General features: G+C 61.8%; 28 protein-coding genes. 10 read left to right on the forward strand and 18 right to left on the reverse strand.

Going from position 1 to position 26,629, the window contains the following annotated elements:
• Positions 1–8 precede the first annotated feature (8 nt).
• Entirely contained in the window at positions 9–1,886 is a 1,878-nt protein-coding gene (locus tag ABJO61_RS01545; RefSeq protein ID WP_348324798.1) for an alkyl sulfatase dimerization domain-containing protein, read from the reverse strand.
• 289 nt (positions 1,887–2,175) lie between these two features.
• Here ABJO61_RS01545 and ABJO61_RS01550 point away from each other — a divergent pair, with 289 nt between their 5' ends.
• Positions 2,176–2,889: a GGDEF domain-containing protein gene (locus ABJO61_RS01550; protein ID WP_348324800.1), complete on the forward strand. Its 714-nt coding sequence runs from the start codon at positions 2,176–2,178 to the stop codon at positions 2,887–2,889.
• A 6-nt stretch (positions 2,890–2,895) separates the two neighbouring features.
• On the opposite strand, the gene ABJO61_RS01555 is transcribed toward ABJO61_RS01550, so the two are convergent.
• On the reverse strand, positions 2,896–3,102 hold the full coding sequence (locus tag ABJO61_RS01555; protein WP_348324802.1) for a DUF465 domain-containing protein: 207 nt from the start codon (positions 3,100–3,102) through the stop codon (positions 2,896–2,898).
• An 85-nt stretch (positions 3,103–3,187) separates the two neighbouring features.
• Positions 3,188–3,853 carry a UbiX family flavin prenyltransferase gene (locus ABJO61_RS01560; RefSeq protein ID WP_348324804.1) on the reverse strand — a complete coding sequence of 222 codons (666 nt, stop codon included), beginning with the start codon at positions 3,851–3,853 and terminating at the stop codon, positions 3,188–3,190.
• 111 nt (positions 3,854–3,964) lie between these two features.
• On the opposite strand from ABJO61_RS01560, the gene ABJO61_RS01565 reads away from it, so the two are divergent.
• On the forward strand, positions 3,965–4,138 hold the full coding sequence (locus tag ABJO61_RS01565) for a DUF465 domain-containing protein (protein ID WP_348324806.1): 174 nt from the start codon (positions 3,965–3,967) through the stop codon (positions 4,136–4,138).
• Between the two features lie 90 nt (positions 4,139–4,228).
• Here ABJO61_RS01565 and ABJO61_RS01570 read toward each other — a convergent pair whose 3' ends face one another.
• The gene (locus tag ABJO61_RS01570; protein ID WP_348324808.1) at positions 4,229–5,857 is read right to left on the reverse strand and encodes an acyl-CoA synthetase; all 1,629 of its coding nucleotides are present in this window, start codon (positions 5,855–5,857) and stop codon (positions 4,229–4,231) included.
• A 277-nt stretch (positions 5,858–6,134) separates the two neighbouring features.
• Between ABJO61_RS01570 and ABJO61_RS01575 the strand changes: the two genes are divergently transcribed.
• The 4 genes from ABJO61_RS01575 (at position 6,135) to ABJO61_RS01590 (ending at position 9,811) form a co-directional block, all read left to right on the forward strand.
• On the forward strand, positions 6,135–6,572 hold the full coding sequence (locus ABJO61_RS01575; protein WP_348324809.1) for a hypothetical protein: 438 nt from the start codon (positions 6,135–6,137) through the stop codon (positions 6,570–6,572).
• The gene (locus tag ABJO61_RS01580) at positions 6,569–6,823 is read left to right on the forward strand and encodes a hypothetical protein (RefSeq protein WP_348324811.1); all 255 of its coding nucleotides are present in this window, start codon (positions 6,569–6,571) and stop codon (positions 6,821–6,823) included. The genes ABJO61_RS01575 and ABJO61_RS01580 overlap by 4 nt, the downstream gene beginning before the upstream one ends.
• A 94-nt stretch (positions 6,824–6,917) precedes the next feature.
• Positions 6,918–8,825 carry a propionyl-CoA synthetase gene (locus ABJO61_RS01585; protein WP_348324813.1) on the forward strand — a complete coding sequence of 636 codons (1,908 nt, stop codon included), beginning with the start codon at positions 6,918–6,920 and terminating at the stop codon, positions 8,823–8,825.
• 149 nt (positions 8,826–8,974) lie between these two features.
• On the forward strand, positions 8,975–9,811 hold the full coding sequence (locus ABJO61_RS01590) for an SDR family NAD(P)-dependent oxidoreductase (RefSeq protein ID WP_348324815.1): 837 nt from the start codon (positions 8,975–8,977) through the stop codon (positions 9,809–9,811).
• Positions 9,812–9,979: 168 nt separating this feature from the next.
• Here the strand turns inward: ABJO61_RS01590 and ABJO61_RS01595 are convergent, their stop codons facing one another.
• The 3 genes from ABJO61_RS01595 to ABJO61_RS01605 all read right to left on the reverse strand — a co-directional run bounded on the left by ABJO61_RS01595 (position 9,980) and on the right by ABJO61_RS01605 (position 12,618).
• Positions 9,980–10,711 (reverse strand): cell cycle transcriptional regulator TrcR, encoded by a 732-nt coding sequence (locus tag ABJO61_RS01595; RefSeq protein WP_348324817.1) that lies wholly within the window; start codon positions 10,709–10,711, stop codon positions 9,980–9,982.
• A 194-nt stretch (positions 10,712–10,905) separates the two neighbouring features.
• The gene (locus tag ABJO61_RS01600) at positions 10,906–11,466 is read right to left on the reverse strand and encodes a lipid-binding SYLF domain-containing protein (RefSeq protein WP_348324819.1); all 561 of its coding nucleotides are present in this window, start codon (positions 11,464–11,466) and stop codon (positions 10,906–10,908) included.
• Positions 11,467–11,622: 156 nt separating this feature from the next.
• Positions 11,623–12,618 (reverse strand): NAD(P)H-quinone oxidoreductase, encoded by a 996-nt coding sequence (locus ABJO61_RS01605; RefSeq protein WP_348324821.1) that lies wholly within the window; start codon positions 12,616–12,618, stop codon positions 11,623–11,625.
• Between the two features lie 90 nt (positions 12,619–12,708).
• Between ABJO61_RS01605 and ABJO61_RS01610 the strand changes: the two genes are divergently transcribed.
• Together ABJO61_RS01610 and ABJO61_RS01615 are read left to right on the forward strand one after the other, a co-directional pair.
• Positions 12,709–12,909, forward strand: coding sequence for a DUF1192 domain-containing protein (locus ABJO61_RS01610; RefSeq protein ID WP_348324823.1), 201 nt, complete (start codon positions 12,709–12,711; stop codon positions 12,907–12,909).
• A gap of 404 nt (positions 12,910–13,313) precedes the next feature.
• Positions 13,314–13,904: a DUF1465 family protein gene (locus ABJO61_RS01615; RefSeq protein WP_348324825.1), complete on the forward strand. Its 591-nt coding sequence runs from the start codon at positions 13,314–13,316 to the stop codon at positions 13,902–13,904.
• Positions 13,905–13,984: 80 nt separating this feature from the next.
• On the opposite strand, the gene rpmE is transcribed toward ABJO61_RS01615, so the two are convergent.
• Positions 13,985–14,206, reverse strand: coding sequence for a 50S ribosomal protein L31 (gene rpmE, locus ABJO61_RS01620; protein ID WP_348324827.1), 222 nt, complete (start codon positions 14,204–14,206; stop codon positions 13,985–13,987).
• 332 nt (positions 14,207–14,538) lie between these two features.
• Here rpmE and ABJO61_RS01625 point away from each other — a divergent pair, with 332 nt between their 5' ends.
• Entirely contained in the window at positions 14,539–16,389 is a 1,851-nt protein-coding gene (locus ABJO61_RS01625; protein WP_348324829.1) for an ABC transporter transmembrane domain-containing protein, read from the forward strand.
• 24 nt (positions 16,390–16,413) lie between these two features.
• A complete protein-coding gene (locus ABJO61_RS01630) occupies positions 16,414–17,508 on the forward strand; it encodes an SMP-30/gluconolactonase/LRE family protein (protein WP_348324831.1) in 1,095 nt (364 codons plus the stop codon).
• Here ABJO61_RS01630 and ABJO61_RS01635 read toward each other — a convergent pair whose 3' ends face one another.
• The 10 genes from ABJO61_RS01635 to ABJO61_RS01680 form a co-directional block, all read right to left on the reverse strand.
• A complete protein-coding gene (locus ABJO61_RS01635) occupies positions 17,509–18,531 on the reverse strand; it encodes a peptidoglycan -binding protein (RefSeq protein WP_348324833.1) in 1,023 nt (340 codons plus the stop codon).
• Between the two features lie 5 nt (positions 18,532–18,536).
• Positions 18,537–19,499, reverse strand: coding sequence for a flagellar motor protein MotA (locus ABJO61_RS01640; RefSeq protein WP_348324835.1), 963 nt, complete (start codon positions 19,497–19,499; stop codon positions 18,537–18,539).
• Between the two features lie 34 nt (positions 19,500–19,533).
• Complete coding sequence (locus ABJO61_RS01645; RefSeq protein WP_348324837.1) at positions 19,534–19,938, reverse strand: OmpA family protein; 405 nt, start codon at positions 19,936–19,938, stop codon at positions 19,534–19,536.
• A 207-nt stretch (positions 19,939–20,145) separates the two neighbouring features.
• The gene (locus ABJO61_RS01650; protein WP_348324839.1) at positions 20,146–20,901 is read right to left on the reverse strand and encodes an OmpA family protein; all 756 of its coding nucleotides are present in this window, start codon (positions 20,899–20,901) and stop codon (positions 20,146–20,148) included.
• Between the two features lie 121 nt (positions 20,902–21,022).
• Entirely contained in the window at positions 21,023–21,826 is an 804-nt protein-coding gene (locus tag ABJO61_RS01655) for an inositol monophosphatase family protein (RefSeq protein WP_348324841.1), read from the reverse strand.
• A gap of 16 nt (positions 21,827–21,842) precedes the next feature.
• Positions 21,843–22,406 (reverse strand): elongation factor P, encoded by a 564-nt coding sequence (efp, locus tag ABJO61_RS01660; RefSeq protein WP_348324843.1) that lies wholly within the window; start codon positions 22,404–22,406, stop codon positions 21,843–21,845.
• A 155-nt stretch (positions 22,407–22,561) separates the two neighbouring features.
• The gene (locus tag ABJO61_RS01665; protein ID WP_348324845.1) at positions 22,562–23,620 is read right to left on the reverse strand and encodes a tetratricopeptide repeat protein; all 1,059 of its coding nucleotides are present in this window, start codon (positions 23,618–23,620) and stop codon (positions 22,562–22,564) included.
• Complete coding sequence (gene thiE / locus ABJO61_RS01670) at positions 23,617–24,276, reverse strand: thiamine phosphate synthase (RefSeq protein ID WP_348324847.1); 660 nt, start codon at positions 24,274–24,276, stop codon at positions 23,617–23,619. Before thiE ends, ABJO61_RS01665 begins: the two co-directional genes overlap by 4 nt.
• Positions 24,277–24,359: 83 nt before the next feature.
• Positions 24,360–25,379, reverse strand: a complete 1,020-nt coding sequence (locus ABJO61_RS01675) for a class I fructose-bisphosphate aldolase (protein ID WP_348324849.1) — start codon at positions 25,377–25,379, stop codon at positions 24,360–24,362.
• Positions 25,380–25,412: 33 nt separating this feature from the next.
• Positions 25,413–26,621, reverse strand: coding sequence for a phosphoglycerate kinase (locus tag ABJO61_RS01680; RefSeq protein ID WP_348324851.1), 1,209 nt, complete (start codon positions 26,619–26,621; stop codon positions 25,413–25,415).
• Positions 26,622–26,629: the final 8 nt, after the last annotated feature.

The raw sequence follows: 26,629 nt of genomic DNA on the forward strand, positions 1-26,629 counted from the left end.
CCGCCCCCTCACGGCTCCACAATATTGAAGTTGGGCTTCGGTGCCTCGATCAGTCCCGTGAGCGCCTCGTAGAGCGCGGTGTCGCCTTCCGCCTTGATGCCGCCATTGGCGAGGAAATCCGCCACGGGGAAGCCCGCGAGCAGCGTCATGACGAGTTCGGCCCTTGTCATTGTCACGGTCGCGCCGGCTGACGCATCCTCCTGCGCCTCCTCATGGATCAGCACGCCATTCTCCACCGTCACGAGATGTTTCTCGTCGCGGTCGGTCAGGCGGATGTTCACCATGAAGTTCTTGCCCTCGGCCTTTGCCGGGTTCACGCGCACGGCGGCGATGTCGAGCAGCATCGGCGTCGTCATCGCGGAGAGCACATCGGCGTTCGGCGCCACGGGCGAGAGGTTGGCGACGCCATCCGTCAATTCCTGTGCGCCGGTGAGATAGATGTTGCGCCACGTGCCCGCTTCCGCCTCGAAGCCGAGCTTCGTATAGATGCCCGCGAGCTGTTCGCGCGCCGCGCGGTCGGACGCATCGTTGAAGACGGCGTGGTTCAGCAGCGTCGCCGCCCAGCGCAGCTCGCCCGCCTTCACGGCGTCGGCGGCGCGCGCCTTCACCGCTTCCTGACCGCCCATCGCTTCGACATAGCGCTTCGCGGCGGGCTCCGGCGGCAAGGGGTTCAGGTTTGCGGGGTTCGCGTCGTACCAGCCGATATAGCGCTGATAGATCGCCTTCGCATTGTGGCTCATCGTGCCGTAATAGCCGCGATTGTACCATTGCTTCGCCAGCACATCCGGCAGCTTCAGCACTTCCGCGATCTCGGTGGCCGTGAGGCCGGTATTGATCAGGCGGATCGTCTGGTCGTGCAGGAACTTGTAGGCGTCGCGGTGGTTCATCAGGAAGCCGATGATCTCTTCCGTGCCGAAGCGGGGAATCCCATGCGCGGCAAACATCACGTCGCTGCGCCCCGCAAAGAGGCGGATCGATTCCGTCAGGTAGTCCGCCCAGGCCTTTGCATCGCGCACCAGCGCGCCGCGCGCGGGCAGCAGGTTGTGCATGCACAGGTTCGCGTTCTCCGCCATGAAGACGGCGCGGTGATCCGGCAGGAAGAAGTTCATCTCGGCGGGCGCTTCCGTGCCCGGCGTGATCTGGAAGACGATCTTCACATTGCCGATGGTGAGCTCCTGTCCCGTATGCGTGATGTCGATGGTCGGCGCGATCAGCGAGGCCGTGCCCATGGAGGGCTTTGGGCCGAGGCCCGATGTCGCCTCGCCGCAGCAGCCATGCTTCAGCGTCAGGCCGAATTGGTAGCGCGCGCGGCGCAGCATCGCGGGGCCCGCGATGATGTTTTCCGACACGGCTTCCTTCAGGAAACCGGCGGGCGCGATCACCGAGACCTTCCCCGCCGCAACATCCGCCGCATTGGTCACACCGCCCACGCCCGCGTAGTGGTCGGCATGGCTGTGCGAATAGATGACGGAGATGACGGGTTTCTCGCCCAGATGCTCGCCCACGAGTTCATAGGCCGCGCGCGCCGCCTCCACGCTTGTCAGCGGGTCGACCACGATCCATCCCTCGCCCGCATCGATGAAGGTCACGGTCGAGACGCAGAAGCCGCGCACCTGATAGATGCCGTCCATCACCTTGAAGAGCCCGTGCATGGTCAGGATCTTCGCCTGCCGCACGAGGCTCGGATTGACGGTTTCGTCCGTGCCTTCGTCCTCCAGGTAATCATAGGCCGAGAGGTCGAGGGCGGGGCCGTCGCCCGTGTCGCGCGGGATCACCGGGTCTTTTCGGGTCGCGATGAAGCCGCGCCGGGCGAATTCGAAATCGCGGCGGTCGTCCGCGGCGACAAGCTGGCGGACCTCTTCAAGAGCTTTGCTGGCAGCGGACATGGTGGCGTTCCCTCGGTCTGTTGGTTGAGTGGAATCTAGCCGCCGTCCGCCGTCTAAATTGTTACGGAGGTTACAATCGAGCGGGCCGGATCTGGTGCGCTATTCCCCTGCTCAGGGTGGTTTTGCCGGGCGGCAGGGGCGTTTCGCGGCTTGTCTGGTGTTGGTTTTCTGGTGTTGATCTTCCGGCGTTGATTTCCGGGCTTTTGCATGCCCGGCATGGCGCTTCCCCGCGAAGAGTGGCATTTTGGGGGGAGACGCGAATCTTGAGCCAGAAAGGCGGCAGGCGCGGATGAAGGTCGGTGACGGTAAGCCGGTAAGCGGCGTTTCCTCGCTCAAGACGCGAGAGCGCACCCGTTCGCGCGATGGCAGCGAGACCGCGCCGCGCACCGTCAGCGACAGCGCCAGTATCATGGGTATCCCTGAAGCCGAGCTGACGCCGCGTGTGCGCGATGCGCTGATGGAGCTGATGGGCGAGGTGGACCGGCTGGGCCGCGAGGTTGCCGCCATGAAGGAGCGCCTGCGCGAGGCGCATGAGCTTGCCGACCGCGATCCCCTGATCCCCGTCCTGAACCGCCGCGCTTTCGTGCGCGAGCTGTCCCGCGCCATTGCCTATGCCCGGCGCTATGGCGATCCGGCGGGCCTCGTCTATTTCGACATCGACAATTTCAAGCAGGTGAACGACGCGCATGGCCACGCGGCGGGCGATGCGGCGCTGCATCATCTTGCAGAACTCGTGCTCGGTCATGTCCGCGAAACGGATATCGTGGGCCGTCTCGGCGGCGACGAACTCGGCCTTATCCTTGTGCGGACGGATGAGGCGGATGCGGCCGCGAAGGCTCGCTCGCTCGCCGATCTTGTGGCGCACCGGCCGCTCCGCTTCGGGGCCCGGGAAATTGCGCTGTCGATTTCGGTGGGAGCCGTCGCCTTTACCGGCGAGGACGGGCCGGACGATGCGCTCGCCCGCGCGGACCGCGCCATGTACGAGGCCAAGCGCAAGGGATAGCAGGTCTCAGGCGGTGATATCGGGGAGCAGGATATCCTCGATTTCCTGAATGCGGTCGCGAAGATGCAGCTTCCTCTTCTTCAGCCGCTTGATCTGCAGGTGATCCGGCATGGGCAGCGCCTCGAGCGCATAGATGGCGTCATCGAGGTCGCGATGCTCTTCCTTGAACTTCGCCAGCTCTGCCCGAAGCTCCTGTTCTTCCTGATCGGTCATCTCTTGTCCGGTTAGGAGGGGAGCCGCAGGCCCCGATGGAATGGTTGTAGCGTGGCGGCGGCGCGACCGACAAGCGCGAAGCGCCTCAGTCCTTCTTCTTTCGGGCAGGGGGCGTGGCCAGGCGCCTCACGGGGCTGCGTCTGCCATCGCTCAGGTCTTCGCCCCAGCGTTTCGTTTCGGGGAGGCCGAGGTCGAAAAGATCCAGGGCCCGCGCCGCCGTCTGGGTCACGAGTTCATCGACCGATTGCGGCCTGGCATAGAGCCCCGGCACGGGCGGCGCGACGATCGCGCCCATTTCGGAGAGCTGCGTCATGGTGCGCAAATGGCCGGTGTGAAGCGGCGTCTCGCGCACCATCAGCACGAGGCGGCGGCGCTCCTTCAGCACGACGTCGGCAGCGCGTGTCAGGAGCGAGGAGGTCACGCCGGTCGCGATTTCAGACATGGTGCGCACCGAGCAGGGCGCCACGATCATGCCGAGCGTGCGGAACGAGCCGCTCGAAATCGCCGCGCCGATATCTTCCACCCGGTAGCGCGTGTGCGCGAGCTTCTCGACGTCCTTCGCCTTCAGCCCGGTCTCGTAGCCAAGCGTCATCTCGGCGGCTTTGGTTATGACGAGATGCGTCTCGACGCCGGCCGTCTTCAGAAGTTCCAGAACACGTACGCCATAGGCGACGCCGGACGCGCCGGAAATGCCGACGACAAGCCGGGGCGTTGTCTGGTTTTGGGAATTCTTTGCTTGTGTTCTGGCCATAACGTCAAAGACTTACACGGAACCGGCATTTTTTGCGAGGGGGCGTTCGACAAGGCCGCGAAAAGGAGTCACAATTTTGTCGTCTCTGGCTTAACGAAAGGACGGAATGAGATGGCTTTGGAGTCTCACATTGCCGAGCTTCGTGATCGACATAAGGCTCTCGAACAGAAGATCGACGACCAGATACATCACCCCAGCAGTAGCGACATGCAGATCGCTGAACTCAAGAAACAAAAACTCAGGCTCAAGGAAGAAATAGAAAAGCTTTCTTCCCGCGCCGCCTGAAGGCGGCGACACAGAAACAGGAGTTTCAGCGCCGGGCTCAAAGCCCGGCGTTTTGTATGCGGGGGAGAGGGGCTCTCGGGCAGCGCCTCGCTAAAACCCTTCCGCCTGCTCCCTCAGCTTGAACTTCTGCACCTTCCCCGTGGAGGTCTTCGGCAGGTCGGTGAAGATCACCGTCTTCGGGCATTTGAAATGCGCGAGGTTTTCGCGGCAATAACCGATGATGTCCTTCTCGCTCAGCGCCACGCCCTTGCGGAGCGTCACGAAGGCGCAAGGGGTCTCGCCCCATTTTTCGTCCGGCCTTGCGACCACCGCCGCCTCGATGATGTCGGGATGCTTGTAGAGAATATCCTCGACTTCCAGCGAGGAGATGTTCTCGCCGCCCGAGATGATGATGTCCTTCGAGCGGTCCTTGAGCTGAATATAATTGTCCTTGTGCCAGACGCCGAGGTCGCCGGAGTGGAACCAGCCGCCGATAAAGGCTTCCGTCGTTGCCGTCTCGTTCTTGAGATATCCCTTCATCACCACATTGCCGCGGAACATGACCTCGCCCATGGTCTCGCCGTCGCGCGGCACCTCTTCCATCGTTTCCGGGTCGCGCACCGAAAGCCCTTCCAGCACGGGATAGTTCACACCCTGCCGCGACTTCACCTGCGCGCGTTCAGCTGCGCCAAGATCGTTCCATTCGTCGTGCCAGGCGTTCACCACGGCGGGCCCGTAGGTTTCGGTCAGGCCATAGACATGGATGACCTCGAAGCCCTGGTCTTCCAGCTTGCGGATGGTCGCGGCGGGCGGCGGGGCGGCGGCGGCGAAGAAGTAGACCTTGTTCGGCAGCGGCTGCTTTTCCTCCTCCGTCGCATTGATGAGGAAGCCCATCACGGTCGGCGCGCCGCCCATATGTGTCACGCGATGTTCCGCGATGGCTGCGAAGATGTTCGCTGCCGTCACGCGGCGCAGGCACACATGCGTCCCCGCGACGACGCTCATCGACCAGGTGAAGCACCAGCCGTTGCAATGAAACATCGGCACGGTCCAGAGATAGGTGGAGGCGCCGGTCATGCCTGCCGTCACGATGTTGCCCATGGCGAGCAGATAGGCGCCGCGATGGTGATAGACGACGCCTTTCGGGTTGCCGGTCGTGCCGGAGGTGTAGTTGAGGGAAATCGCCTGCCACTCGTCGGCAGGCAGTTGCCAGTTGAAATGCGGGTCGCCCTTGGCGATGAAATCTTCATATTCCGCCTCGCCGATGCGTGTCCCGGCACCGTCATATTCCGGGTCGTCCATGTCGATCACGACGGGCTTCACCTTGGCGTGGGCCAGTGCCTCCTTCACGAGGCTGGAGAACTCCCGGTCCACGAAAACCATCTTCGCTTCGCCGTGATCGAGGATGAAGCCGATCCCCGCCGCGTCGAGCCGCGTATTGATCGTGTTGAGGACGGCCCCCGTCATCGGCACGCCATAATGCATTTCGAGCATGGCGGGCGTGTTCGGCGCGATCACGGCCACCGTGTCGCCGAGCCCCAGCCCATGTTCCGAAATCGCCGAGGCGAGCTTCCGGCAGCGCGCATAAAGCTCCGCATAGTTCCGCCTGAGGGGCCCGTGCACCACGGCCAGCTTTTCGGGGTAGACCTCCGCCGCGCGCTTCAGAAAGCTCAGCGGCGAGAGCGCCTGGTGGTTCGCGGCTTGTCTGTCGAGGCCGGTTTCATAGGGGTTCGTCGTCATGGAGAAGCCTCACGGGCGGAAGGGAAGGGCGGTTGACCCCACGTTACTCAGCACGCGGCGGAGCGGCAAGGCGGGGGATGAGGCGCGGTCTCTGCTTCAAACAACAGTGTCACCCCGGCGGAAGCCGGGGCCCATGAGCGGACGAGGCAAAACACGCGAGTCAGATGGATCCCGGCTTCCGCCGGGATGACACCTGTGGGGGAGGGCGTGCCCCGTGCATGAAACTCCCCGCGCCCCGTGTTAGAAAGAGAGAGGGGAAGAAAGGGGAGAGTCGCCAATGAGGTGGGGCGTCAACATAAGTCTGCTCGTGGCGGTATCCATGGCATACTTCGCGCTGCGCGGGATCGTGGAACTCTGCTACTGGCTCGACGACGCCTCCGATCCAGATTTCGATTACTCCGTGCTTTCGCTTGCCGCCTATGGGATTGTCATGAATTCCACGGGTGCCGTTGCTGCTGCCTGCAATGGAGCAGGTTTCTTCCGGCAGCGGCGAGGCGCACCGATGTCATGGATGCTGCATCTCTCGAACGGCCTGTTTGTCGTCGTTTATTTGCCTGTCCCGCTCTATGCCCTCACGCTAATTTATGGAATGCCTTCCGAGGGCTTTTTCCATCTCATCTTCATGGTGACGCTTGTCACCCTCGCCGCCATCACGGGCGTCTATGCGGCGCTGCTGCGTAGACAATCCGCTCCAGAGACATTGAGCAAAGCATGACCCGGCACATCTGTCCTGTCTGCGGATATGACGGGTTGGCCGAGCCCGCCTATGACGCAGGAGGCTGTTCATCCTTCGAGATATGTCCCTGCTGTGGAATCGAGTTCGGTTATCAGGATGCGACGACCAGTCATCGTGTGCTGCGCCATAGGTGGGTCAACCAGGGGATGGCGTGGTCGCATGGTCTGCCACCCGCACAGTGGGATCCGTTGAAGCAGCTCCGGGATGCGGGGCTGGCGGACGATGCTTGAGGTGGCCTGTCATCGGCTGTTCCCCCGACTCCCTGAGCCCCGCTCCCCGTGCTAAAACCTCCCCAACAAGCATAAGCACGGGGAGAGCGGCAGCATGGGACGCTACAAGGACGTTTACGACAGCTGGAAGAAGGACCCGGAAGGATTCTGGGCCGAAGCGGCGAAAGAGATCGACTGGTTCAAGCCCGCAACCAAAACCCTCGAATTCGAGAACGGCCTGTCCCGCTGGTTCGCCGGCGCGGAAACGAACTCCTGCTGGAACGCGCTCGACCGGCATGTGAAGGCGGGGAACGGCGAGCGCATGGCCCTCATCTACGACTCGGCCATGCTCGGCCGCGTCAAGAAATTCACCTATGCGGAACTGCTCGACAAGGTCGCGACCTTCGCTGGCGTGCTGCAATCCCACGGCATAACAAAAGGCGACCGCGTCCTCATCTACATGCCGATGGTGCCGCAGGCTGCCGTCGCCATGCTTGCCTGCGCGCGTCTGGGCGCGATCCATTCCGTCGTCTTCGGCGGCTTCGCCGCGAAGGAGCTCGCAACCCGCATCGACGATGCGAAGCCGAAGCTCATTGTCTCGGCCTCCTGCGGGTTAGAGCCCGGCCGTGTCGTTGCCTACAAGCCGCTGCTCGACAAGGCGATCGAGATGAGCGCTCACAAGGTCAATACGACCATCGTCTTCCAGCGCGAAATGGAAGAGGCCTCGCTCATTGAAGGCCGCGATTTCGACTGGAAAGACGAGATGGACAAGGCCTCCGCCTCCGGCAACAAGCCTGCCTGCGTTTCCGTCGCCGCGACCGATCCGCTTTATGTGCTCTACACGTCGGGCACCACCGGCAAGCCCAAGGGCGTGGTGCGCGACAATGGCGGGCATATGGTCGCGCTCAAATGGTCAATGAAAAACGTCTACGACATCGACCCCGGCGACACCTTCTGGGCGGCCTCCGATGTCGGCTGGGTCGTGGGTCACAGCTACATCGTCTATGCGCCGCTCTTCCACGGCTGCACCACGATCCTCTTCGAGGGCAAGCCCGTCGGCACGCCGGACGCAGGCACCTTCTGGCGCATCATCGCGGAGCATGGCGTGAAGGCGCTCTTCACCGCGCCGACCGCCTTCCGTGCCATCCGCAAGGAAGATCCGAAGGCCGAACTTGTCGGCAATTACGATCTCTCGAAATTCGAGGTGCTCTATCTCGCGGGCGAGCGGGCCGACCCGGACACGATCCAGTGGGCGGAGAAGGCGCTGTCGGGCCGTCCGGTGATCGACCATTGGTGGCAGACCGAAAGCGGCTGGCCGATGGTCGCGAACCCGATGGGGATCGAGCACCTGCCCGTCAAATATGGCTCCCCCTCGGTGCCCATGCCGGGCTATGACATTCATGTCGTGGACGAGGCGGGCAAGCAGGTGGGGCCGAACACGACCGGCGCCATCGTCGTCAAGCTGCCGCTGCCGCCCGGCTGCCTGCCGACGCTCTGGGAGAATGAGGCGGGCTTCCGCGAAAGTTATCTCACCGAGTTCCCCGGCTACTACAAGACGGCGGATGCGGGCTTTCTCGACGAGGACGGCTATCTCTATGTGATGAGCCGCACCGACGACATCATCAATGTCGCGGGTCATCGTCTGTCGACCGGCGGCATGGAGGAAGTCCTCGCCGAACATCCGGACGTCGCCGAATGCGCCGTCATCGGTATCGCGGATGCGATGAAGGGGCAGGTGCCGGTCGGCTTCCTCGTCCTCAATGCGGGCGTGGACCGCGCGTCATCCGAGATCGAGGCCGAGGCCGTCCAGATGATCCGTGAACGGATCGGTCCCGTCGCCGCTTTCAAGAAGGCGATGGTCGTGAAGCGCCTGCCGAAGACCCGCTCGGGCAAGGTGCTGCGCGGCACGATGCGCAAGATCGCGGACGGCGCCGAGTGGGCGACGCCCGCCACCATCGACGATCCCGCGATCCTCGACGAAATCACCGCCGTCCTCGCCGATGCGGGGCTGGTGAAGGGGTGATACTGTTTTTTGTGTGTCCAGACCCCATATATGCCTGTCAACAAGCGGTGCATATGGAAGCAATTGCCGCCCCTCCCTTAGCCGGGCAACAGGTGCTATAACGCCCGCTTCCGGCGACCCCCCTTTTTGGGGCGACAAGGAGTGATCTCATGGCATCCGGTTCCCAGCTCAGCGGCAAGGTCGCGATTGTGACAGGCGCGTCAAACGGCATTGGCCGCGCCATTGCGCATGCTTTCGCGGATGAAGGTGCGAAGGTCGTCCTTGCCGATGTCGCCGAAGATGCGGGCGAGAAGGTCGCCGCCGAAATCACGGATCGCGGCGGTGAGGCCATGTTCCGCTATTGCGATGTGGGGGAGCGCCTCGATGTGCGCAATCTCGTCTGCGCCGCGACGGACGCCTATGATCGCGTGGATATTCTCGTGAACAATGCGGGTGTCGTGTCGAAGGCCGGCGATTTCCTCACGCTGGAGGAAGAAGAGTTCGACCGCATCATTCGCATCAATCTCAAGGGCCACTTCCTTGTCGGTCAGGCCGTCGCGCAGCGCATGGTCGCGCAGGTGGAGGAGGGCGGAGAGCCGGGCACCATCATCAACATGTCGTCGATCAATGCCGTCGTCGCCATTCCGGGCCAGGTCGCCTATGCGGCCTCGAAGGGCGGCATCAAGCAGCTCACCGAGGGCATGTCGCTCGCCCTCGCGCCCTGGGGCATTCGCGTCAATGCCATCGGCCCCGGCACCATCGAGACCGATCAGGCGGCGACGGTAAACAGCAATGCGGAGGCAAGGCGCGTGCTGCTGTCGCGTACGCCGCTCGGCCGCATCGGCAAGCCATCCGAAATCGCTTCCATCGCCGTTTTTCTCGCCTCGGATGGCGCGAGCTACATGACCGGCCAGACCGTCTATGCGGAAGGCGGCCGCCTCTCTCTCAATTACACCGCGCTTCCCCTCGCGAAGAAAAAAGACGGGGACAAGGAAAAAGACGAGTAGCGTCGGCAAAACCCGGGGAAAACTTATTTTCGTCTGTATACGGACGGGGATAAGGTCTCCATTTGTGACGTTATCGTGACGTTTCGATGACGGTCGCGCGGGCCAAACAAAAAAGGCGCGGTTTCCCGCGCCTTTTGATTTGTGACAATCGGTGTCGAAAGAGGGCGATTATTCCTCGCTTTCGTCCTCGATCTTGACGTCCTTGAGGCTCGCGAAAACGCTGTCGGCGTTGTAGCTCTTCTTCTCGCGGTCTTCTTCTTCCTCTTCGGGGGCCGGTTCCGGCTCCGCCGCGGCTTCGGGCGCCGTCGTCTCGCTTGTGGGCAGCAGCGTCTCGCCGGTCCCGGCCACCTTTCCGGCCTTCTTGCGTTCGCGCTCGGCCTTGCGGGCGGCCTTCTGCACGGCGGCGTCGAGTTCGATTTGTGTGCACAATCCGAGGGTTACTGGATCGACCGGCTTGATATTCGTCGAGTTCCAGTGGCTCCGGTCGCGCACGGACTGGATCGTCGGCTTGGTGGTGCCGACGAGCTTCGATATCTGCGCATCCGTCAGTTCCGGGTGGTTGCGGAGCAGCCATGCGATGGCGTCCGGGCGGTCCTGGCGGCGCGACACGGGCGTGTAGCGCGGACCCTTGCGGGGCGCGATAGGCGGCAATTTATATTTGCTTTCAGAGACTTGCAGGCGCGCGTCGGTGTCTTTCTGGCAGCGTTCGATTTCGGCGCGGGAGAGCTGGCCGGAGGCCACGGGGTCCATGCCCTTGATCCCCTGCGCCACGTCGCCATCGGCGATGCCCTTTACTTCGAGCACGTGAAGACCGCAGAAATCCGCCACTTGTTCAAAAGTGAGCGAGGTGTTCTCGACGAGCCAGACGGCCGTCGCCTTGGGCATAAGGGGCTGTGACATATCAATTCCTCTGATCCACCCGGGGCTTCCGGATAAACCGTTTTCATGTCCATTGATGAGGGATATTGGCCCCGTATATAGGGGGAAAAGGCGGCCAATGAAAGCGGAATGTCGGCCAGTCTCTCGTGCGAGAGGAAACAAAAAAAGGCCGGAACCTCAAGGATTCCGGCCTCTTTCCGTCATTTTGGCAGATATTAGCGGTCGATCTCGGAGATCTTCGTGCCCTCGATGCTCACGCCGGCCATCAGGCCTTCCTGGTCGAAGATGAAGGCATAGGCGTCTTCCTTCAGCGTGGAGGTCGAGAGGTTCTTGGCGACACCCTCATCGACGACCACGACCGTCGGACCAACGCCCACTTCCCAGCCGTGGCTTTCCTTGAGGTAGTCGACGGCCTTGTCGTTCATCAGGAACACGGCATAACCGTAGGACTGCGCACCCGCCTGCAGGCCCCAGGAGCCCGTCACGGAATTGTAGTAGTCCTTCGCCGCGCCATCTTCCATCAGCACGCCTTCGCCATAAGCGCCGCCGAAGACGAGACCCGCCTTCACGATGCTCGGAAAGACGAGGACAGCCTCGGCTTTCTCGGAGATTTCCTTCGCGACCGAGTTCGTACGATAGAGCTTGTCGAGTGCGAGCTCGGCTTCCTTGTTGAGGTCTTCCGCCGTCGCGGCCTTTGCGTTTTCGATGGTTCCCATAGAAACCAGAGCCGCAAGAGCGAGCGCGAGGCCCATGAAGCTGCGCCGTGTGGTGGCCATTTTGAGTTTCCCTGTTCAATTCATGCAAGGATCCAGCCAACATCACTCCTTGTACGGAGTATTATCCGCACGCCAGTGAATGCTGTTCCCTGCCCATAACTATGCATGGGCAGGAAAAAGGTTCCGCCGGGGAATAAATTTACAGGGGCGGCAGGCTCAGAGGGTCAGAACGATCTTGCCAATATGGCTGCTCTTTTCCATAAGTGCATGGGCATCCGAGGCTTTTGCCAGTGGAAATACCTTGTCTATCAATGGTTTGACGCGGCCGGCCTCAAGCAGCGGCCATACTTTTTCCTCAAGCGTTTCCGCCAGCGCCGCCTTCTCCTCGATGCTGCGGGGGCGAAGCGTCGATCCGGTCAGCGTCAGGCGTTTCAGCATGACCGGCATGAAGTTCACTTTTGCGGTCGAGCCGTTGAGGAAGGCGATCGAGACGATGCGGCCGTCAGTTGCCGCCGCCTTGATGTTGCGTTCAATATAGTCGCCGCCGACCATGTCGAGGATAACGTCCGCGCCCCGGCCCTCCGTCAGCTTCTTCACTTCTTCCACAAAATCCTGCTCGCGGTAGTTCACGGCATGGGCGCCGAGCTTCTCGATGGCCTGGCATTTTTCGGGCGATCCGGCTGTTGAGACCACCGTTGCCCCGAAGTTTAGGCCGAGCTGGATGGCGGTTGTGCCGATGCCGCTTGTGCCACCGTGAACGAGAAGGGTTTCGCCTGCTTTCAGGGCGCCGCGCTCGAAGACATTGGTCCAGACCGTGAAGAAGGTTTCCGGCAGTGCTGCGGCTTCCGTCATGGAAAGGCCTTTCGGCACAGGCAGCGCGTGGGCCTCATGCGCAAGACAGTATTCGGCGTAGCCGCCGCCACCAACAAGCGCGCAGACCTTGTCGCCTGTCTTCCAGCGCGTCACACCGGACCCTGCCGCGACAACCTCGCCCGCGACCTCGAGGCCCGGCGTCGCCGGCGCCCCGGGCGGCGGCGGATAGAGGCCCATGCGCTGGAATGTGTCCGGCCGGTTGATACCCGCAGCCTCCACCCGGATCAGGATCTCGTCATGGCCGGGCACGGGCGTTTCGATTTCCGCCAGTTCAAGTACCTCCGGCCCTCCAGGCTCGCGGATCGCAATTGCCTTCATCGTTTTTGGCAGGCCGGCCATGTTGTTTCCCCTGACTGGAAGGTATGCGGACGGGTTGCAGGTCTAGCCCGAGGCCAGCAGACTGGCAACCAAGGCGAGGAGGTGCGAGCTATGGATACAGACGATCTGGAGCCCAGACGGCGGCGCGGTGAGGCGCTTCAGGCGCTCGCCCGGGAGGATTTGAGCCTTCTGGGAATCGAGGAGCTCGGGGAGCGAATCGCTGCCCTTGAAACGGAAATCATGCGCATCCGGGATCAGCTCCAGAAGAAGCAGGGTTCTCTCTCAGCGGCTGAGGCATTGTTCAAAAAATAGACACTGTGTGGTTAACACCCTGTTTTGTCTCGTTTTTCTAATTTCCAACCAAGTCTCGTGAGCGCAGGCGACAAGTTCGCCGCCGCGACAAATTGCCACAAGATTAACTTGCTGTTAGGAATGAGGGCGCTAGGGTGACCTTGCGTAATCCAGTCTTCTGGATTTTGAGTGGCTCCTATCCACTCTGTTTGACGCCTCCCTGTTAGAACTGAGCCGCGGGCTTTCCCGCGGCTCTTTTTTGTTTGTCGGGGCCCGTTTTGTCGGGTTCCCGCTCCCGTGCTCTCCTGGCGCGGCCTCCTGTCCCGCGCCGGGCATGGCACGGATATTGATCCCTCAGTCCTTGAGTGTGCCGGTATGGAGCAACCGCCTCCGCCGGATGCGTAACAGGGACTGGGGACTGCGGGATGAGCGTTTACGAAACCAAGAACGACAGCGAGATCGGCTTTGCCGGGGGCGAATGCGTCACCCTTTCGGAATTCATGGCTTCTGGCCTGTTCCAGCGTACCTATGGCGAGGGCATGCGTCTTGTGGAGGAAACCTCCGCCTATCTCGACGGGCCGGGACGTGAGGCCGCCCGCGGGCTTCCTCGCGAGGCATCGCTGGCTTATGCGGGCGAAAGCATGCGCCTGACCACGCGTCTGATGCAGGTCGCCTCATGGCTTCTCGTCCGCAAGGCCGTCCATGAGGGGGAAATGACGGCCGAGGAAGCCAATTCCGAAAAATATGCGCTCGCCACCAAGCAGATCGCCCGTCAGCCGCGTTTCGACGGTGTGGAGGCTCTGCCGGCGCAGCTTCAGGGGCTCATCGAGCGGTCCGAGAGGCTCTATGCGCGCGTCGAGCGTCTCGACAGTCAGCTCCGTTCGGCCGGTGCGCCGGTCGCGAAAAATCAGCCGCTGGCCGAGCAGTTTGCCCGGGTCGAGGATTTCTTCCGCGAGCATCTCTCCATGGAGTTTCCGCGCCGCGAATTCGGCCGCCGGAAAAACCGGCCCGACTAGGTTTTGCCCCGGTTTCGTCGCGCGGCCAAAGAAAAAGCCCCGCAAAAGCGGGGCTTTTTGCCGTCTCGAGGAGCTCGAGGTCAGCCGCTGATAAAGCTGAACTTCTTTTTGAACCGGCTCACGCGACCGCCACGGTCGAGGAGCTGTTGGCCGCCGCCGGTCCAGGCCGGATGGGTCGTCGGATCGATGTCGAGAACCAGCGTGTCGCCTTCCGTGCCATAGGTGGAGCGGGTCTGGAACGTCGAGCCATCGTTCATCTGAACCGTGATGAAGTGGTAGTCCGGGTGGGTATCTTTCTTCATGGCTCTCGGCCTTCCTGAAGCTGGGGCCTCCCTGGGGGGCGCCGGTGTCTCGTGATGGCGCGCAAACGGGTTCCGTCAAGGAAGCTGCGCTGCCGGGATGGGGGCTTATAGCGAAGGCCGGATGCGGTTGCAAGGCCGCTTTTCGTACCCTTTTCCGCGGATTTGCGCGCTCATGCCGCAGCCGCCCCGCGCCGCTGGCGTTGTCCCCCGGTGCGGGGGATTGCTATACCAGCCGCACGCCGAAAATATCCCCGGGGGCCTCGGGTCCGGGGTAGGGTCTTGTCCCTTGCGCGACTGCCGAGCGCGCCAAATTGAGAGCGCTAGCCGAGCATATGAGCGAAACATCAAATCAGGTCGTCGAGGCAATCGAAGAGGAAGCGCAGCGGCGCTCGCCTGCCAAGGGTGTCGGCCCGCTGGTGAGGCTTCTTCCTTTTCTTGGACGCTACAAGGGGATGGTCGCGCTCGCGTTCGTTTCCCTCGTTTTTGCGACGCTTGCCACCCTTGCCATTCCGATGGCGAGCCGCCGTCTCATCGATAACGGCTTCAGCCGCGAGAACGCTGCTTTCATCGATCAATATTTCGTGGCGCTTGTCATCGTGGCGCTGATGCTCGGCGTTTCGAGTGCGGCTCGCTTCTTTTTCGTGAGCTGGCTGGGCGAGCGCGTCGTTGCCGATTTGCGCCGTGCCGTCTACGAACACATCCTCAAGCTTTCGCCCGCTTTTTTCGAACTCACACGAACGGGCGAGGTGCTGTCGCGTCTCACCGCCGACACCACACTGATCAAGACAGTGGTCGGCTCTTCCGCGTCCATCGCACTCCGCAATCTTTTCCTCTTCTTCGGTGCCGCGTCGATGATGGCAGCGACGAGCGCTTACCTGTCGGGTCTCGTGCTTCTCGCCATCCCTGCGATCCTGTTGCCGCTCATCGTGTTCGGACGTTGGGTCCGGCGTCTATCCCGTTCGGCTCAGGACCGTCTCGCGGATACGAGCGCATTCGGTACGGAAAGCCTCAATGCCATCCAGATCGTTCAGGCCTTCACGCATGAGGCGATGGACAATGAGCGTTTTGCCATGCGCGTCGAGCAGGCTTTCGATACATCGCGTTCGCGCATCATGGCGCGCGCGGTTCTGACCGCGCTTGTTTTCTTTTTCGGTCTGTCGAGCGTTGTCGGCGTGCTTTGGGTCGGCGCAAACGCCGTTCTCGCCGACACGATGACGGGCGGGGAGCTCTTTGAATTTATCCTCTATGCCGTCTTCGCGGCTTCGGCGCTCGCGGCGCTTTCGGAGATCTGGGGTGACATGCAGATGGCGGCAGGCGCGACCGAGCGTCTTGTCGAAATTCTCGATGTCGAGCCTCTGATTGCCGCGCCCGAAAATCCGGTGCCCATTCCTCAGGCGCAGGGTGAAATTGTCTTTGGCAATGTCACCTTCTCTTATCCCTCACGGCCCGGCATTTCGGCACTTCACGACTATTCGCTGACTGTTTCGCCTGGCGAGACCGTTGCGCTGGTTGGCCCCTCGGGCGCGGGCAAAAGCACGGTCTTCCAACTATTGCTGCGCTTCTATGACCCGCAGCAGGGCTCGATCCGGCTCGATGGTGTGGATCTGCGTCAGGCGGACCCCAAGGAGCTTCGCCGCCATCTCGCGCTTGTGCCGCAGGAAACAGTCGTTTTCGGGACGACCGTCACCGAGAATATCCGCTATGGCCGACCCGACGCTTCCTTCGAGGAAGTGCGTGCGGCGGCGATGGCGGCGCGGATCGACGATTTCATCATGCGCTTGCCGGATGGCTACGAGACCGAAGTCGGAGAGCGCGGTGTTACGCTTTCGGGCGGACAGCGTCAGCGCATCGCGATCGCGCGCGCGATCCTGCGCGATGCACCGGTTCTGTTGCTCGATGAGGCGACGAGTGCGCTCGACGCGGAAAGCGAGACGCTGGTGCAGCAGGCGCTTGAAGGGTTGATGCAGAACCGTACAACACTCGTCATTGCGCATCGTCTTGCGACCGTCCTCAAGGCGGATCGAATAGTGGTGATGGATGAAGGCCGTGTGGTTGCCTCGGGCACCCATGAGGAACTGGTAAAACAGGGCGGGCTCTATGCGCGCCTTGCGCAGCTGCAATTCGCAGGTGCGCGGGATATGGATCTCGGCGTGGAAGAACGTTCGGCCGCCCAGGGCGGCTGACAGGGAAGAAGAGAAGGGGAGAATATGTCCAGGGGTTGGCGCATTGCGGGCTATGTGGCCCTTGCGGGTATCGTGATTGTCAGTGTTCTCGCCTGGCGTTTTCTTTCGGCTGCCGGTTATTTCACTGGCATCCGGCAGGAGGTCGCAGCCGAGTGCCGCGCGATCCCGGCTGTGCCGGGGCCCGAGGACATCCTCATCGACCATGAGCGCAAGCTTGCCTATGTCTCCGCCTATGATCGCCGTGCGGTCATGTCCGGTGCACCGGGCTCAGACGCCATTCGCGGCGGCATCTACGCGATCGATCTTTCGTTGCCGGAAGCGGATTGGGCTCTCTACCCTGTGACGCCGCCGGCGCCGGAAGATTTCCGTCCTCATGGCATCAGCCTCTATATCGGCCCCGATGGCGAGCGGAGGCTCTTCGCGGTCAGCCATCCGGCAAAGGGCGGCGAGCGCGTCGAGGTTTTCTCCATCGCGGCGGATGGTACGCTCTCCCATGAAGAGAGTATGGAGAGCTCGCTTTTCATTTCGCTGAACGATGTGCTGGCCGTCGGCCCGCGCAGTTTCTACGCAACAAACGATCACACGACGCAGAGTCAGCTCATGCAGACGCTGAGCGACGGGCTGCTGCTTCGCAATTCCAATGTCGTCTATTTCGATGGAAGCGAAGCGAAAGTCGCCGCCGATACGCTGCTTTATCCCAATGGCATCAACATGAGTCCTGACGGGAAACAGGTCTATGTCGCTTCCGCTCTGGGCATGAGCATGTATATCTACAATCGCGATACGGAGACGGGCGTACTGACGGGTTTCGATCATGTCCGCCTCGGAACCGGCGTGGACAATATCGACGTGCAGCCGGATGGAACACTGCTTCTCGGTGCGCATCCGAAAATCCTCGACTTCCTTTCCCATGCTTCGGATGCGGAAGAGCTTTCGCCGAGCCAGGTCGTGCGCATGGAGCCCTCGCAGAAGAAAGCGGGCACGATCTATCTCAATATGGGCGAGGAAATTTCGGGTATCAGCGTCGCCGCCGGATATGGCAGCAAGATGCTGCTCGGTCAGGTCTTCCAGCCGGAAGTGCTTGTCTGCACGCAGTCCGAGGAGCTTCGCTCCTACTGATCAGCGTTCCGTCAGCTTGAACTCGATGCGGCGGTTACGCGTGTTTGCGGTCTCGCTGCGTCCCTGTTCAAGCGGATGGTACTGGCCGAAACCTGCGGCAACGAGACGGTTTGCCGGTACGCCCTGCTCGACAAGGTAATCCACGACGGCGATGGCCCGTGCACTGGACAGATACCAGTTCGAGGGAAATTGCGGGGTCGCGATCGGGTTTGCGTCGGTGTGGCCATCGACGCGCAGGACCCAGGGGATATCGCCGGGAATTTCCGCCGCGATTTCCCTGATTGCCTGGGAAATCTTGTCGAGTTGCTGCTCGCCGGACGGGTTGAGATCGGCCGAGCCCGAGGCGAAGAAAATTTCCGACTGCATTGCGAAGCGATCGCCGACGATTTCAATGTCCTGCCGGTCACCGAGAATGGCGCGCAGACGGCCGAAGAATTCGGAACGGTATTTTGCGAGTTCCTGGACCTTTTGTGCGAGTGCGGCATTGAGACGGCGGCCGAGATTGGCGATCTGTGCCTGTTGCTCGCGGTCCTTCTGCTCGGCAGCATCCAGCGCCGCCTCAAGCGTGGCGAGCTGACGGCGCAAGGCCGCGATCTGCTGGTTCAGGAGTTCAACCTGTGACAGCGCCTCGCTCGATACCTTTTTTTCGTCCGAGAGGGCGCTTTCGAGTTCGGCGACGCGCGATCCCGCGCCAGCACCTTCTTCGGCCATTGCGGAAAGACGGTCGCGCTCGGCGGTGGCGGCCGAAAGGGAATCCTGCAGCGAGAGGATTGTCGCCTGGAGGTCGGCCTTTTCCTGCTTTTCCAGCGCCAGCTGGTTCACGAGTTCGGCGATCTGACTTTTGAGGCTTTCGAGTGCGGAGTCCTTGTTGCTTACGAGCTGGCTCAGGAAAAACTGCGTGATCATGAAGATCGTAAGCAGGAAAATCAGAACGAGGAGCAGGCTCGACATCGCGTCGACAAAGCCCGGCCAGTAATCCCCGGTGGGCGCGCGGCCCCTGATGCGTCTGCCGCCGTGTGCCATGCGCGTCAGCCCTGCTGGCCGAGGCGGCGCGACAGCTCTTCGAGCACCGGCTGAAGGTTTTGCTGATTTTCCGCCATCTGCACGAGCAATTGCCGCTCCGCCTGCATCTGTTCGGTGAGTGCCGTGACCTGTCCCGCAAGGGCCTTGAGCGCGCCCTGATCGCTACCGGAGGCGAGCGCCTGTTCGATATTGCGAAGCCGCTTTGCGGTTTCACCGAGCATGCCCGGCGCGGCGGGATCGTAGTCGCCTGAAAGATTGGTCACGGTGGAGAGCCATTCTTCCAGTTCGTTGTAGAAGCGATTTTGCGCCTGCCCGGCCTGCAGATCGAGAAAGCCCAGGACGAGTGAACCGGCAAGACCGAAAAGCGAGGAAGAGAAGGCCGTGCCCATACCTCTGAGAGGGCCTTCGAGACCGCTCTTCAGGTTCGCGAAGACCGCCGCCGGATCGGTTCCTTCCACGCTCAGGCCCTGGATCGTGCCCGCGACGGAGGTCACGGTCGTCAGCAATCCCCAGAAGGTGCCGAGCAGCCCCAGGAAAATCAGGAGGCCGATGATGTAGCGCGAAATTTCGCGCTGTTCATCGAGGCGTGAGCCCAGCGAATCGAGGATTGAGCGCATGGAAAGCGCGTTGAGCTGCATCCGTCCCTTGCGGTCGCCGAGCATGGTGGCCATTGGCGCAAGAAGCTGGGGAGGCGGTGGCATGGCGAGGCCCGGATCGGCGCGGCGGAAGTCGTTGACCCAGCGTATTTCGCCGCGCAGCGACTGGACCTGCCTCAAGGCATAGAGGATGCCAATGAGGAGAACGCCGGCAATAAGCCCGTTAAGCCCCGGATTTGCGAGAAAAGCCGTTTCGATCTGCCGGTAGAGGATTGCGCCTACAAATGCCGTCAGGATGATGAAGAGGATCATCCGCGTCAGGTAAGTCCGCGGTTGGGAAAGCGCGAATCCGTCCCTGGTTTCCCTTGCCATGCGTTCTGCCCCTGTCCTTTTGCCGGGCGGCCGGTCAGCCGCCGAAAAGTCTTACATCCACGCGGTCGGTCGGACCGCTGTCGGATGTGCCCCCGAGCGCGCGCACATGGATGCGCTCCGCTGTTACACCGTTCGAGACGAGAACCCGTCTCACCGAAAGCGCGCGCTTCAAGGCAAGCCGGCGCGCATTAGACGAGGTGTCGTGCGGCGGGCCTGCATAAGCGCGCAATTCAAGCCGCCCGCTGCGGCGCCTGAAGTCTTCTGCGAAGACGGTCAGGTCTTCGCGTGATGTCTGCCCCATCGTCGCGGTTTCCGGCTCGAAGAGAACGCGGACGAGCGCAGGTTTGGGCGGCGACAGCGGCGCTTCGGCCGCGGCGAGCGGAGAAATGCCAAGCGTCAGCCAGATAGCGGCGCCAAGCATCGCGCCGAGCGCGCTCATGAGTCTTCTCTCGATAGGGCGGATCGTTATCCTGCAGAGTAAGGTCATGTGAAGCGAGGTCATCCGGGCGGGCAATCATTCGTGGCGGGCCGGCGGCAATCGTTTGCGCTAGTCTAGGCATGTTCGCGGCAAGGGAACAGACCCCGCCCAAAACAGGGATTTAGGCGGGGAATCCGGCGGAATTGGGGCTCTTTGGAAGAGGGGCTTTCAGTAGCCGTCGAAGCGGATATCGACGCGATCTTCAAGCGCATCGCCCTTGTCGGTGTTGCCCATGGTGCTCGCACGGATGCGGCCTGCTTCGATTCCTTGCGCGAGAAGTGCCTCCTGCACGGCGAGTGCGCGCTGCATGGCGATATCTTTCGCATTGGCATCGTCGCCCCGTGAGCGGTCGGCATAGCCCTTGATGTCCACATTGCCGACGCGCTGCCGGAAGTTCTGAACGAAGCCTGAAATGTGGTTCCTTGCCGAGCCGTCGAGCCGCGTCTCGCCCGGTTTGAAATAGATGCGGGCCAGTGTGCCGCGCGGGAGAACATCGGGGATAGACGACTGATAGACATCGTGAGGCTGGGTGATGTCTTGCTGGTTTTCTTCGCGCGGGGCCTGCTGCCTGGAGGAAGGGGTGGCAGGGCCAGTGCCGGGTGTCACCAATGTGCCCACGGGTTTGATGATTGCGCGCCCAAGGCTGTCGACAGGTGTTTCCTCCGGCTCGGGGCCGGGCAGGCCGATATTTTCCGTGGTTTTTGAGACCGTTTCGCCTGCCGTAGAGAGCGTCTCGTTCACGGTGCGGCCTGCGCCCGACACGGTCCTGCCTGTGGTGTCTGTAACCTTCTTTACGGTGCCGGTTACGGTGGAAAGGGGGTCGGCGTTTGCGGCAGGCGGCGATGCGCACAGCAGAGCGGCTGCCAGTACGAGCCTGTGGCGTTGCCCAAAAAACTTGTTGGAGCCGGTCATGTTTCTGCGCATGTCTTCCCTTGGCTCTCGGGGACGCGCTCAGCGCATCCCGACACAAGGATAGCATGCGTTGCCTTCGCCCTTGGGCGTGGACCTTGCCTTCGTGTGTAACGGCTTGAAGAAAATCGGTGGATCAGGCCTGCTTATGGGCCTTTTTGAGCAGGTCGCCGAGCTTGCGGTAGAGCGCATCGTTTCCCGCAATGATTCCACCGCTTTTGAGCATGGTGTCGCCGCCCTTGAGGTCGGAGACAAAACCGCCGGCTTCGCGGACGAGAACGATGCCTGCCGCCATGTCCCAGGGTGAGAGCGCGGCTTCCCAATAGGCATCGAAGCGGCCCGCCGCGATATAGGCAAGGTCGAGCGCCGCGGAGCCCATGCGGCGGACACCCGCCACTTCGTTCATGACCACGCCGAGTTCCGTATTGAAGCGGGCATGGTCCGGGCGTCCGATATGCGGGATACCGGTCGCGACGACGGATTGTGCGAGTTCGCGGCGTGCGGCAACGCGGATGCGGCGATCGTTCAGGAATGCTCCCTGACCCTTTTCCGCGATGAACATCTCATCGGAAATCGGATTATAGACGAGGCCCGCGACGAGCTGTCCTTCGCGTTCCAGCGCTATCGAAATCGAAAACATCGGAATGCCGTGGAGGAAGTTCGTCGTACCATCGAGTGGATCGATGATCCAGCGATGCGACTTGTCGGCACCTTCGACGACGCCGCCTTCTTCCATCAGGAAGCCATAGCCCGGCCGCCCTTTCGACAGTTCCTCGAAAATGACCTTCTCGGCTTTTTTGTCGGCGGCTGTAACGAAGTTCGCGGGCCCCTTGAGCGAGACCTGCAAGTTTTCGACTTCACCGAAGTCGCGCTGCAGGCCACGCGCTGCCTTGCGGGCAGCCGCGACCATGATGCTCATCGAAGGGGTGTGGCGGGACATCTTTACTTTTTTCCGTTCAGTCGGCGCGACGGAGATAGGTGACTTCGTTCGTGTCGACGACGATCTTTTCCCCGGTAGTGATGAAGGGCGGCACCATGACGCGAACGCCATTTTCGAGAAGTGCAGGCTTGTAGGAGCTTGCCGCCGTCTGGCCCTTTACCGTGGGTTCCGTCTCGGTGATTTCGAGCACAACCTGGTCGGGGAGCGAGATGCCAAGCGCTTTGCCTTCGTGGCTTTCCACCGTCACCTTCATGCCGTCCTGCAGGAAGGCGGCACGGTCGCCGACCCAGTCCTTCGCGAGTTCGATCTGTTCGTAGGTCTCGTTGTCCATGAAGGTCAGCATCCCGTCATTCTCATAGAGATACTGGTAGTCCTTCTGCTCAAGACGAACGCGTTCAACGGTTGCAGCCGAGCGGAAGCGTTCGTTGAGCTTGCGGCCGTCGACGAGGTTTTTCAATTCGACCTGCGCAAAGGCGCCGCCCTTGCCGGGCTTCACGTGCTGGACTTTCACCGCCGCCCAGAGGCCGCCTTCATGCTCGATGACGTTGCCGGGACGGATTTCATTGCCGTTGATCTTCATGGGACGCTCGAATTCTTGAAAAGGGTATGGGGCGGGCTCCGCCGGAGAGTCCGCAACCGGCGCTCTGATAACATCCCGGGCCCTTCATGCACAGTGCTTTTGGCCGGGCTCCCGGCCGGTGCTTTCGGGTAGCAGGGGAGGGGAGGGCGGTGCGCTCAGTTTGGCGAAGCGCTGTCCTTGTCGAGTTTTGCTATTTCCGCTGCGACCTTGGCCCGGATTTCCGGCGTAATCTCCGGCTCCATGGCGCTTCTGAGCGTATCGTCGGTCATGCCGTTCTGTTCTGCCAGGGTCAGCCATAGAAGCGCCGCCTCCACGTCCCGCGTCACACCCTGACCAAGGAAATAGAGGCGGGCAAGGCGGTCCTGGGCGAGCGCGTCGCCCCGCATGGCGGCTTCCACAAACCATTTTGCCGCCAACGTGTCGTTCTTTTCGATGCCCTCTCCGTTCAGATAGGAGAAAGCGAGGGAAGTCTGCGCGCCGGACACGCCCTTTTGAGCGGCCTCCTTGAAGCGGGTTACAGCCTCGGCAAGGCTTTTTTCGGTACCTGCGCCATCCTGCAGCATCAAGCCGAGCTGATAAGCCGCCTGCGGCTGCCCCTGGTCGGCGGCCATGCGGAAATAGCGGGCAGCTTCGCCGAGGTCGCGGGGTTTACCTTTACCTGACGCATAGAGAGTGCCGAGGTAGTACCGGGCGTTGGCATTGCCTTTGGCGGCTGCGCGATCAAACCATTTGGCAGCCTCTGCGAGATCCTGCGGGCCGCCGCGTCCGGTCGTGTACATGAGGCCAAGTTCAGCTTGTGAGGCGACATGGTTCTGTTCAGCGGCGCCTCTGAAATATTTGCGTGCCGCGACAGGATCGGCTCCATCGACGCGGCCATATTCCATGAGCATACCGAGCGCATATTGAGCGCCAGCCTCGCCTTTGGCTGCGGCCTTCGTGAACCATTTGGCCGCTTCTTCCGGATTGGGGGTAACCCCTTCGCCATTGTTGTAGATGGACCCCAGCATGAGCTGCGCCGAGACATTGCCCTTCTCGGCCAGCGGCGTTGCAATCAGCAGCGCCTGTTCATAGCGGCCTGCGCGGTAGGCTTCGAGCGCGGGGGCCATTGCGTCGTTGTCCTCGGTGGAGGAAGAGGCGCCCTGCGCGTGCGAAGGTGAGAGCGGCATCAGTAACATTGTGAGCGCTCCAGCAAGCGCTATCAGAAGATGCCTCATCGGGCCTTGCCTTCCTCCATCATGATCCTGTTCAGCGCACGGATGGCCGCCGCCGGTCCATCTTCATGAGACCATACTCCCGACGAGACGGCCAAGAAATCGGCTCCGGCCCGGACGAGCGGTGCGGCGTTATTCGCGGTTATTCCTCCGATAGCGACGCAGGGCAATTCGAACAGCTCGGACCACCAGGTGAGGATATCGGGCTCGGCCATACTTATAGGGTCTTTTGTGTCGGTTTTATAAAAGGCGCCGAACGCCACATAATCGGCGCCCGCTTCGCCGGCTTCCATGGCGAGATGGCGGGAGTCATGACAGGTGACACCCAGAATCTTGTCCGGCCCCAGCAGTTCTCTCGCCTCAGCATAGGCCAGGTCCGTCTGGCCGATATGTGCGCCGTCCGCGTCGAGTTCTGCGGCAAGGTCCGGGCGGTCGTTGATGAGGAAAGCGACCTCGTAGCTATGCGCCAGAGGCATCAGGATTTCGGTCGCTTTGCGAATGGCGTCGGCATCGGGCGGCGTTTCCTTCTCACCTTTCAGGCGCAGTTGAAGGCTGGCCACATCGCCTGCATCGAGGGCGGCCTTCAGCGTGTCGGCGAAGGCGAGCGGTTCGATGCGGGGAGGGGTGATGAGGTAGAGGCGGCAGGATTGGTCTGACATGGCGGTGTTTTATCCCGGAGGATTGGAAACGCAAAACGCCCCGCTCGCGGTGAACGGGGCGTTTCGAGAGTGAAAACTGCGCTTCAGGCAGATTTTTCGAGAGAGCTCTGCCATTCGCCAAGCGCGGCAAGGCTGTTCATCTTCGCGCGATGAAGGAAGGCCTTCTGGGCGGCGGGTACGTTTTCCGCCTTGCCTGCCCATGCCTTTTGCGGCGCTGCCTGCAGCGCGCGGCCATAGGAGAAAGACATCTTCCAGGGGAAGCCGCCGATCTTGTTCATGGCATCGAGATGGGCTGTCGCATCCTCATCGGACTGGCCGCCCGACAGGAAGACGATGCCCGGAATCGCCGACGGAACCGTGCGTTTGAAACAGGCGATGGTCTTTTCCGCCACTTCCTCGACACCGGCCTGCGTCGGGCACTTCTTGCCCGATACGATCATGTTCGGCTTAAGGATCGCGCCTTCGAGGTTCACATTGTGAAGCGCGAGGCGATTGAAGACGGCGCGGAGTGTCGCTTCCGTCACTTCGAAGCAGCGCTCGGCGGTATGTGCGCCGTCCATCAGGACTTCGGGCTCCACGATCGGAACGATCTTCGCTTCCTGGCAAAGTGCTGCATAGCGGGCAAGGGCCTCGGCGTTCGCTTCGATGCAGGCATTGGTCGGGATGCCGTCGGCAATGTCGATCACCGCGCGCCATTTCGCGAAGCGGGCGCCGAGATCGTAATATTCGGCAAGCCGCTCACGCAGGCCATCGAGGCCTTCCGTTACCGTTTCACCCGGGAAACCGGCCATCGGCTTTGCGCCCGCGTCCACCTTGATGCCCGGAATGGAACCGGCTTTCTTGATGAGGTCGACGAGGGGCGTACCGTCTTTTGCTTTCTGGCGGATCGTTTCGTCGTAAAGGATTACGCCCGAAATATGCTTCTGCATCGCCTCGTCGGTGCGGAACAGCAGTTCGCGATAGTCGCGGCGGTTGTCTTCCGTGGAGGCGACGTTGATCGCGTCGAAGCGCTTCTTGATCGTGCCGGAGCTTTCGTCGGCTGCCAGAATGCCCTTGCCCGGCGCAACCATGGCCTGTGCAATCGATTCAAGCGTCTCAGTCATTGTCTTGTCCTCTGGATACCAAACGGTGTTCGTCTATTTGCGGCTGAGAGCCGCGACGCCCGGCAGTTCAACACCTTCCATCCACTCCAGGAAGGCCCCGCCGGCGGCGGAAACATAGGTGAAATCATCGGCGGCGCCGGCTTCGTTCAAGGCCGCGACGGTATCGCCACCCCCGGCAACGGAAACGAGCTCGCCCTGTTTGCTGCGCATCGCAACAATACGAGCGGCTTCAGTCGTGCCGCGGTCGAAAGGCGGGACTTCGAAAGCGCCGAGCGGGCCGTTCCAGACTACCGTATTGGCCGTCTCGAAGCGTCCGGCAAGATGGGCGAGGGTATCGGGCCCTACGTCCAGGATCATCTCGTCTTCGGGAACCTCGTCAACCGTCGTCACCTTTGTCTTGGCGCCGGCTTTCAATTCCCTGGCTACCACAACGTCTGTCGGCAGCACGATGTCGCATTTTGCGCCGCGGGCATTGGCCAGAATGTGGCGCGCCGTGTCGAAGAGGTCGGGTTCGCAAAGCGATTTGCCGACCTTCTTGCCCTGTGCGGCCAGAAACGTGTTTGCCATGCCGCCGCCAATGACGAGTGCGTCCACCTTCTTGACGAGATTGCCGAGCAGGGAAATCTTCGTCGAAACCTTGGCGCCGCCCACGATAGCCACCACGGGGCGCTTGGGATTTCCGAGTGCGGCGTCGAGAGCGGTAAGTTCGGCTTCCATGGCGCGCCCTGCATAGGAGGGCAGAAAATAGGTGATGCCTTCGGTCGAGGCATGAGCGCGATGGGCGCATGAGAAGGCGTCGTTCACGTAGACATTACCGTTTTCGGCAAGTGCCTTCGCAAAATCCGGATCGTTGTTTTCCTCGCCTTCGTGAAAGCGGGTGTTTTCAAGGACGAGGATAGTGCCCGGCGCCATGCCGTCGCAGGCATTTGCGGCCTTCTCGCCCACGCAATCCTCGGCGAAGCCGACTTTCACGCCGACATAGGCGCCAAGCGCCTCGGCGACAGGTTTCAGCGAATATTTTGCCTCCGGCTTGCCTTTCGGGCGGCCGAAATGGGAAAGCACGATGACCCGGGCGCCCTGGCTTGCGAGTTCTTTCAGGGTGGGAGCAACGCGCTCGATGCGCGTTGCGTCCGACACCTTGCCGTCCTGCATGGGCACGTTGAGATCGGCCCGGACGAGAACCCTGAGGCCTTTCAGGCCAACCGCGGCAGCGAGATCGTCAAGCGTCTTGTGATCGGCCATGAGAGTTC

Source organism: Parvibaculum sp. (assembly GCF_039973015.1).
Classification (GTDB): domain Bacteria; phylum Pseudomonadota; class Alphaproteobacteria; order Parvibaculales; family Parvibaculaceae; genus Parvibaculum.

Excerpts from the sequence above, each read along its gene's own strand:
- ABJO61_RS01545 (WP_348324798.1), bottom strand. The coding sequence starts at position 1,886 with ATGTCCGCTGCCAGCAAAGCTCTTGAAGAGGTCCGCCAGCTTGTCGCC.
- ABJO61_RS01550 (WP_348324800.1), top strand. The coding sequence starts at position 2,176 with ATGAAGGTCGGTGACGGTAAGCCGGTAAGCGGCGTTTCCTCGCTCAAG.
- ABJO61_RS01555 (WP_348324802.1), bottom strand. The coding sequence starts at position 3,102 with ATGACCGATCAGGAAGAACAGGAGCTTCGGGCAGAGCTGGCGAAGTTC.
- ABJO61_RS01560 (WP_348324804.1), bottom strand. The coding sequence starts at position 3,853 with ATGGCCAGAACACAAGCAAAGAATTCCCAAAACCAGACAACGCCCCGG.
- ABJO61_RS01565 (WP_348324806.1), top strand. The coding sequence starts at position 3,965 with ATGGCTTTGGAGTCTCACATTGCCGAGCTTCGTGATCGACATAAGGCT.
- ABJO61_RS01570 (WP_348324808.1), bottom strand. The coding sequence starts at position 5,857 with ATGACGACGAACCCCTATGAAACCGGCCTCGACAGACAAGCCGCGAAC.
- ABJO61_RS01575 (WP_348324809.1), top strand. The coding sequence starts at position 6,135 with ATGAGGTGGGGCGTCAACATAAGTCTGCTCGTGGCGGTATCCATGGCA.
- ABJO61_RS01580 (WP_348324811.1), top strand. The coding sequence starts at position 6,569 with ATGACCCGGCACATCTGTCCTGTCTGCGGATATGACGGGTTGGCCGAG.
- ABJO61_RS01585 (WP_348324813.1), top strand. The coding sequence starts at position 6,918 with ATGGGACGCTACAAGGACGTTTACGACAGCTGGAAGAAGGACCCGGAA.
- ABJO61_RS01590 (WP_348324815.1), top strand. The coding sequence starts at position 8,975 with ATGGCATCCGGTTCCCAGCTCAGCGGCAAGGTCGCGATTGTGACAGGC.
- ABJO61_RS01595 (WP_348324817.1), bottom strand. The coding sequence starts at position 10,711 with ATGTCACAGCCCCTTATGCCCAAGGCGACGGCCGTCTGGCTCGTCGAG.
- ABJO61_RS01600 (WP_348324819.1), bottom strand. The coding sequence starts at position 11,466 with ATGGCCACCACACGGCGCAGCTTCATGGGCCTCGCGCTCGCTCTTGCG.
- ABJO61_RS01605 (WP_348324821.1), bottom strand. The coding sequence starts at position 12,618 with ATGGCCGGCCTGCCAAAAACGATGAAGGCAATTGCGATCCGCGAGCCT.
- ABJO61_RS01610 (WP_348324823.1), top strand. The coding sequence starts at position 12,709 with ATGGATACAGACGATCTGGAGCCCAGACGGCGGCGCGGTGAGGCGCTT.
- ABJO61_RS01615 (WP_348324825.1), top strand. The coding sequence starts at position 13,314 with ATGAGCGTTTACGAAACCAAGAACGACAGCGAGATCGGCTTTGCCGGG.
- rpmE (WP_348324827.1), bottom strand. The coding sequence starts at position 14,206 with ATGAAGAAAGATACCCACCCGGACTACCACTTCATCACGGTTCAGATG.
- ABJO61_RS01625 (WP_348324829.1), top strand. The coding sequence starts at position 14,539 with ATGAGCGAAACATCAAATCAGGTCGTCGAGGCAATCGAAGAGGAAGCG.
- ABJO61_RS01630 (WP_348324831.1), top strand. The coding sequence starts at position 16,414 with ATGTCCAGGGGTTGGCGCATTGCGGGCTATGTGGCCCTTGCGGGTATC.
- ABJO61_RS01635 (WP_348324833.1), bottom strand. The coding sequence starts at position 18,531 with ATGGCACACGGCGGCAGACGCATCAGGGGCCGCGCGCCCACCGGGGAT.
- ABJO61_RS01640 (WP_348324835.1), bottom strand. The coding sequence starts at position 19,499 with ATGGCAAGGGAAACCAGGGACGGATTCGCGCTTTCCCAACCGCGGACT.
- ABJO61_RS01645 (WP_348324837.1), bottom strand. The coding sequence starts at position 19,938 with ATGAGCGCGCTCGGCGCGATGCTTGGCGCCGCTATCTGGCTGACGCTT.
- ABJO61_RS01650 (WP_348324839.1), bottom strand. The coding sequence starts at position 20,901 with ATGCGCAGAAACATGACCGGCTCCAACAAGTTTTTTGGGCAACGCCAC.
- ABJO61_RS01655 (WP_348324841.1), bottom strand. The coding sequence starts at position 21,826 with ATGTCCCGCCACACCCCTTCGATGAGCATCATGGTCGCGGCTGCCCGC.
- efp (WP_348324843.1), bottom strand. The coding sequence starts at position 22,406 with ATGAAGATCAACGGCAATGAAATCCGTCCCGGCAACGTCATCGAGCAT.
- ABJO61_RS01665 (WP_348324845.1), bottom strand. The coding sequence starts at position 23,620 with ATGAGGCATCTTCTGATAGCGCTTGCTGGAGCGCTCACAATGTTACTG.
- thiE (WP_348324847.1), bottom strand. The coding sequence starts at position 24,276 with ATGTCAGACCAATCCTGCCGCCTCTACCTCATCACCCCTCCCCGCATC.
- ABJO61_RS01675 (WP_348324849.1), bottom strand. The coding sequence starts at position 25,379 with ATGACTGAGACGCTTGAATCGATTGCACAGGCCATGGTTGCGCCGGGC.
- ABJO61_RS01680 (WP_348324851.1), bottom strand. The coding sequence starts at position 26,621 with ATGGCCGATCACAAGACGCTTGACGATCTCGCTGCCGCGGTTGGCCTG.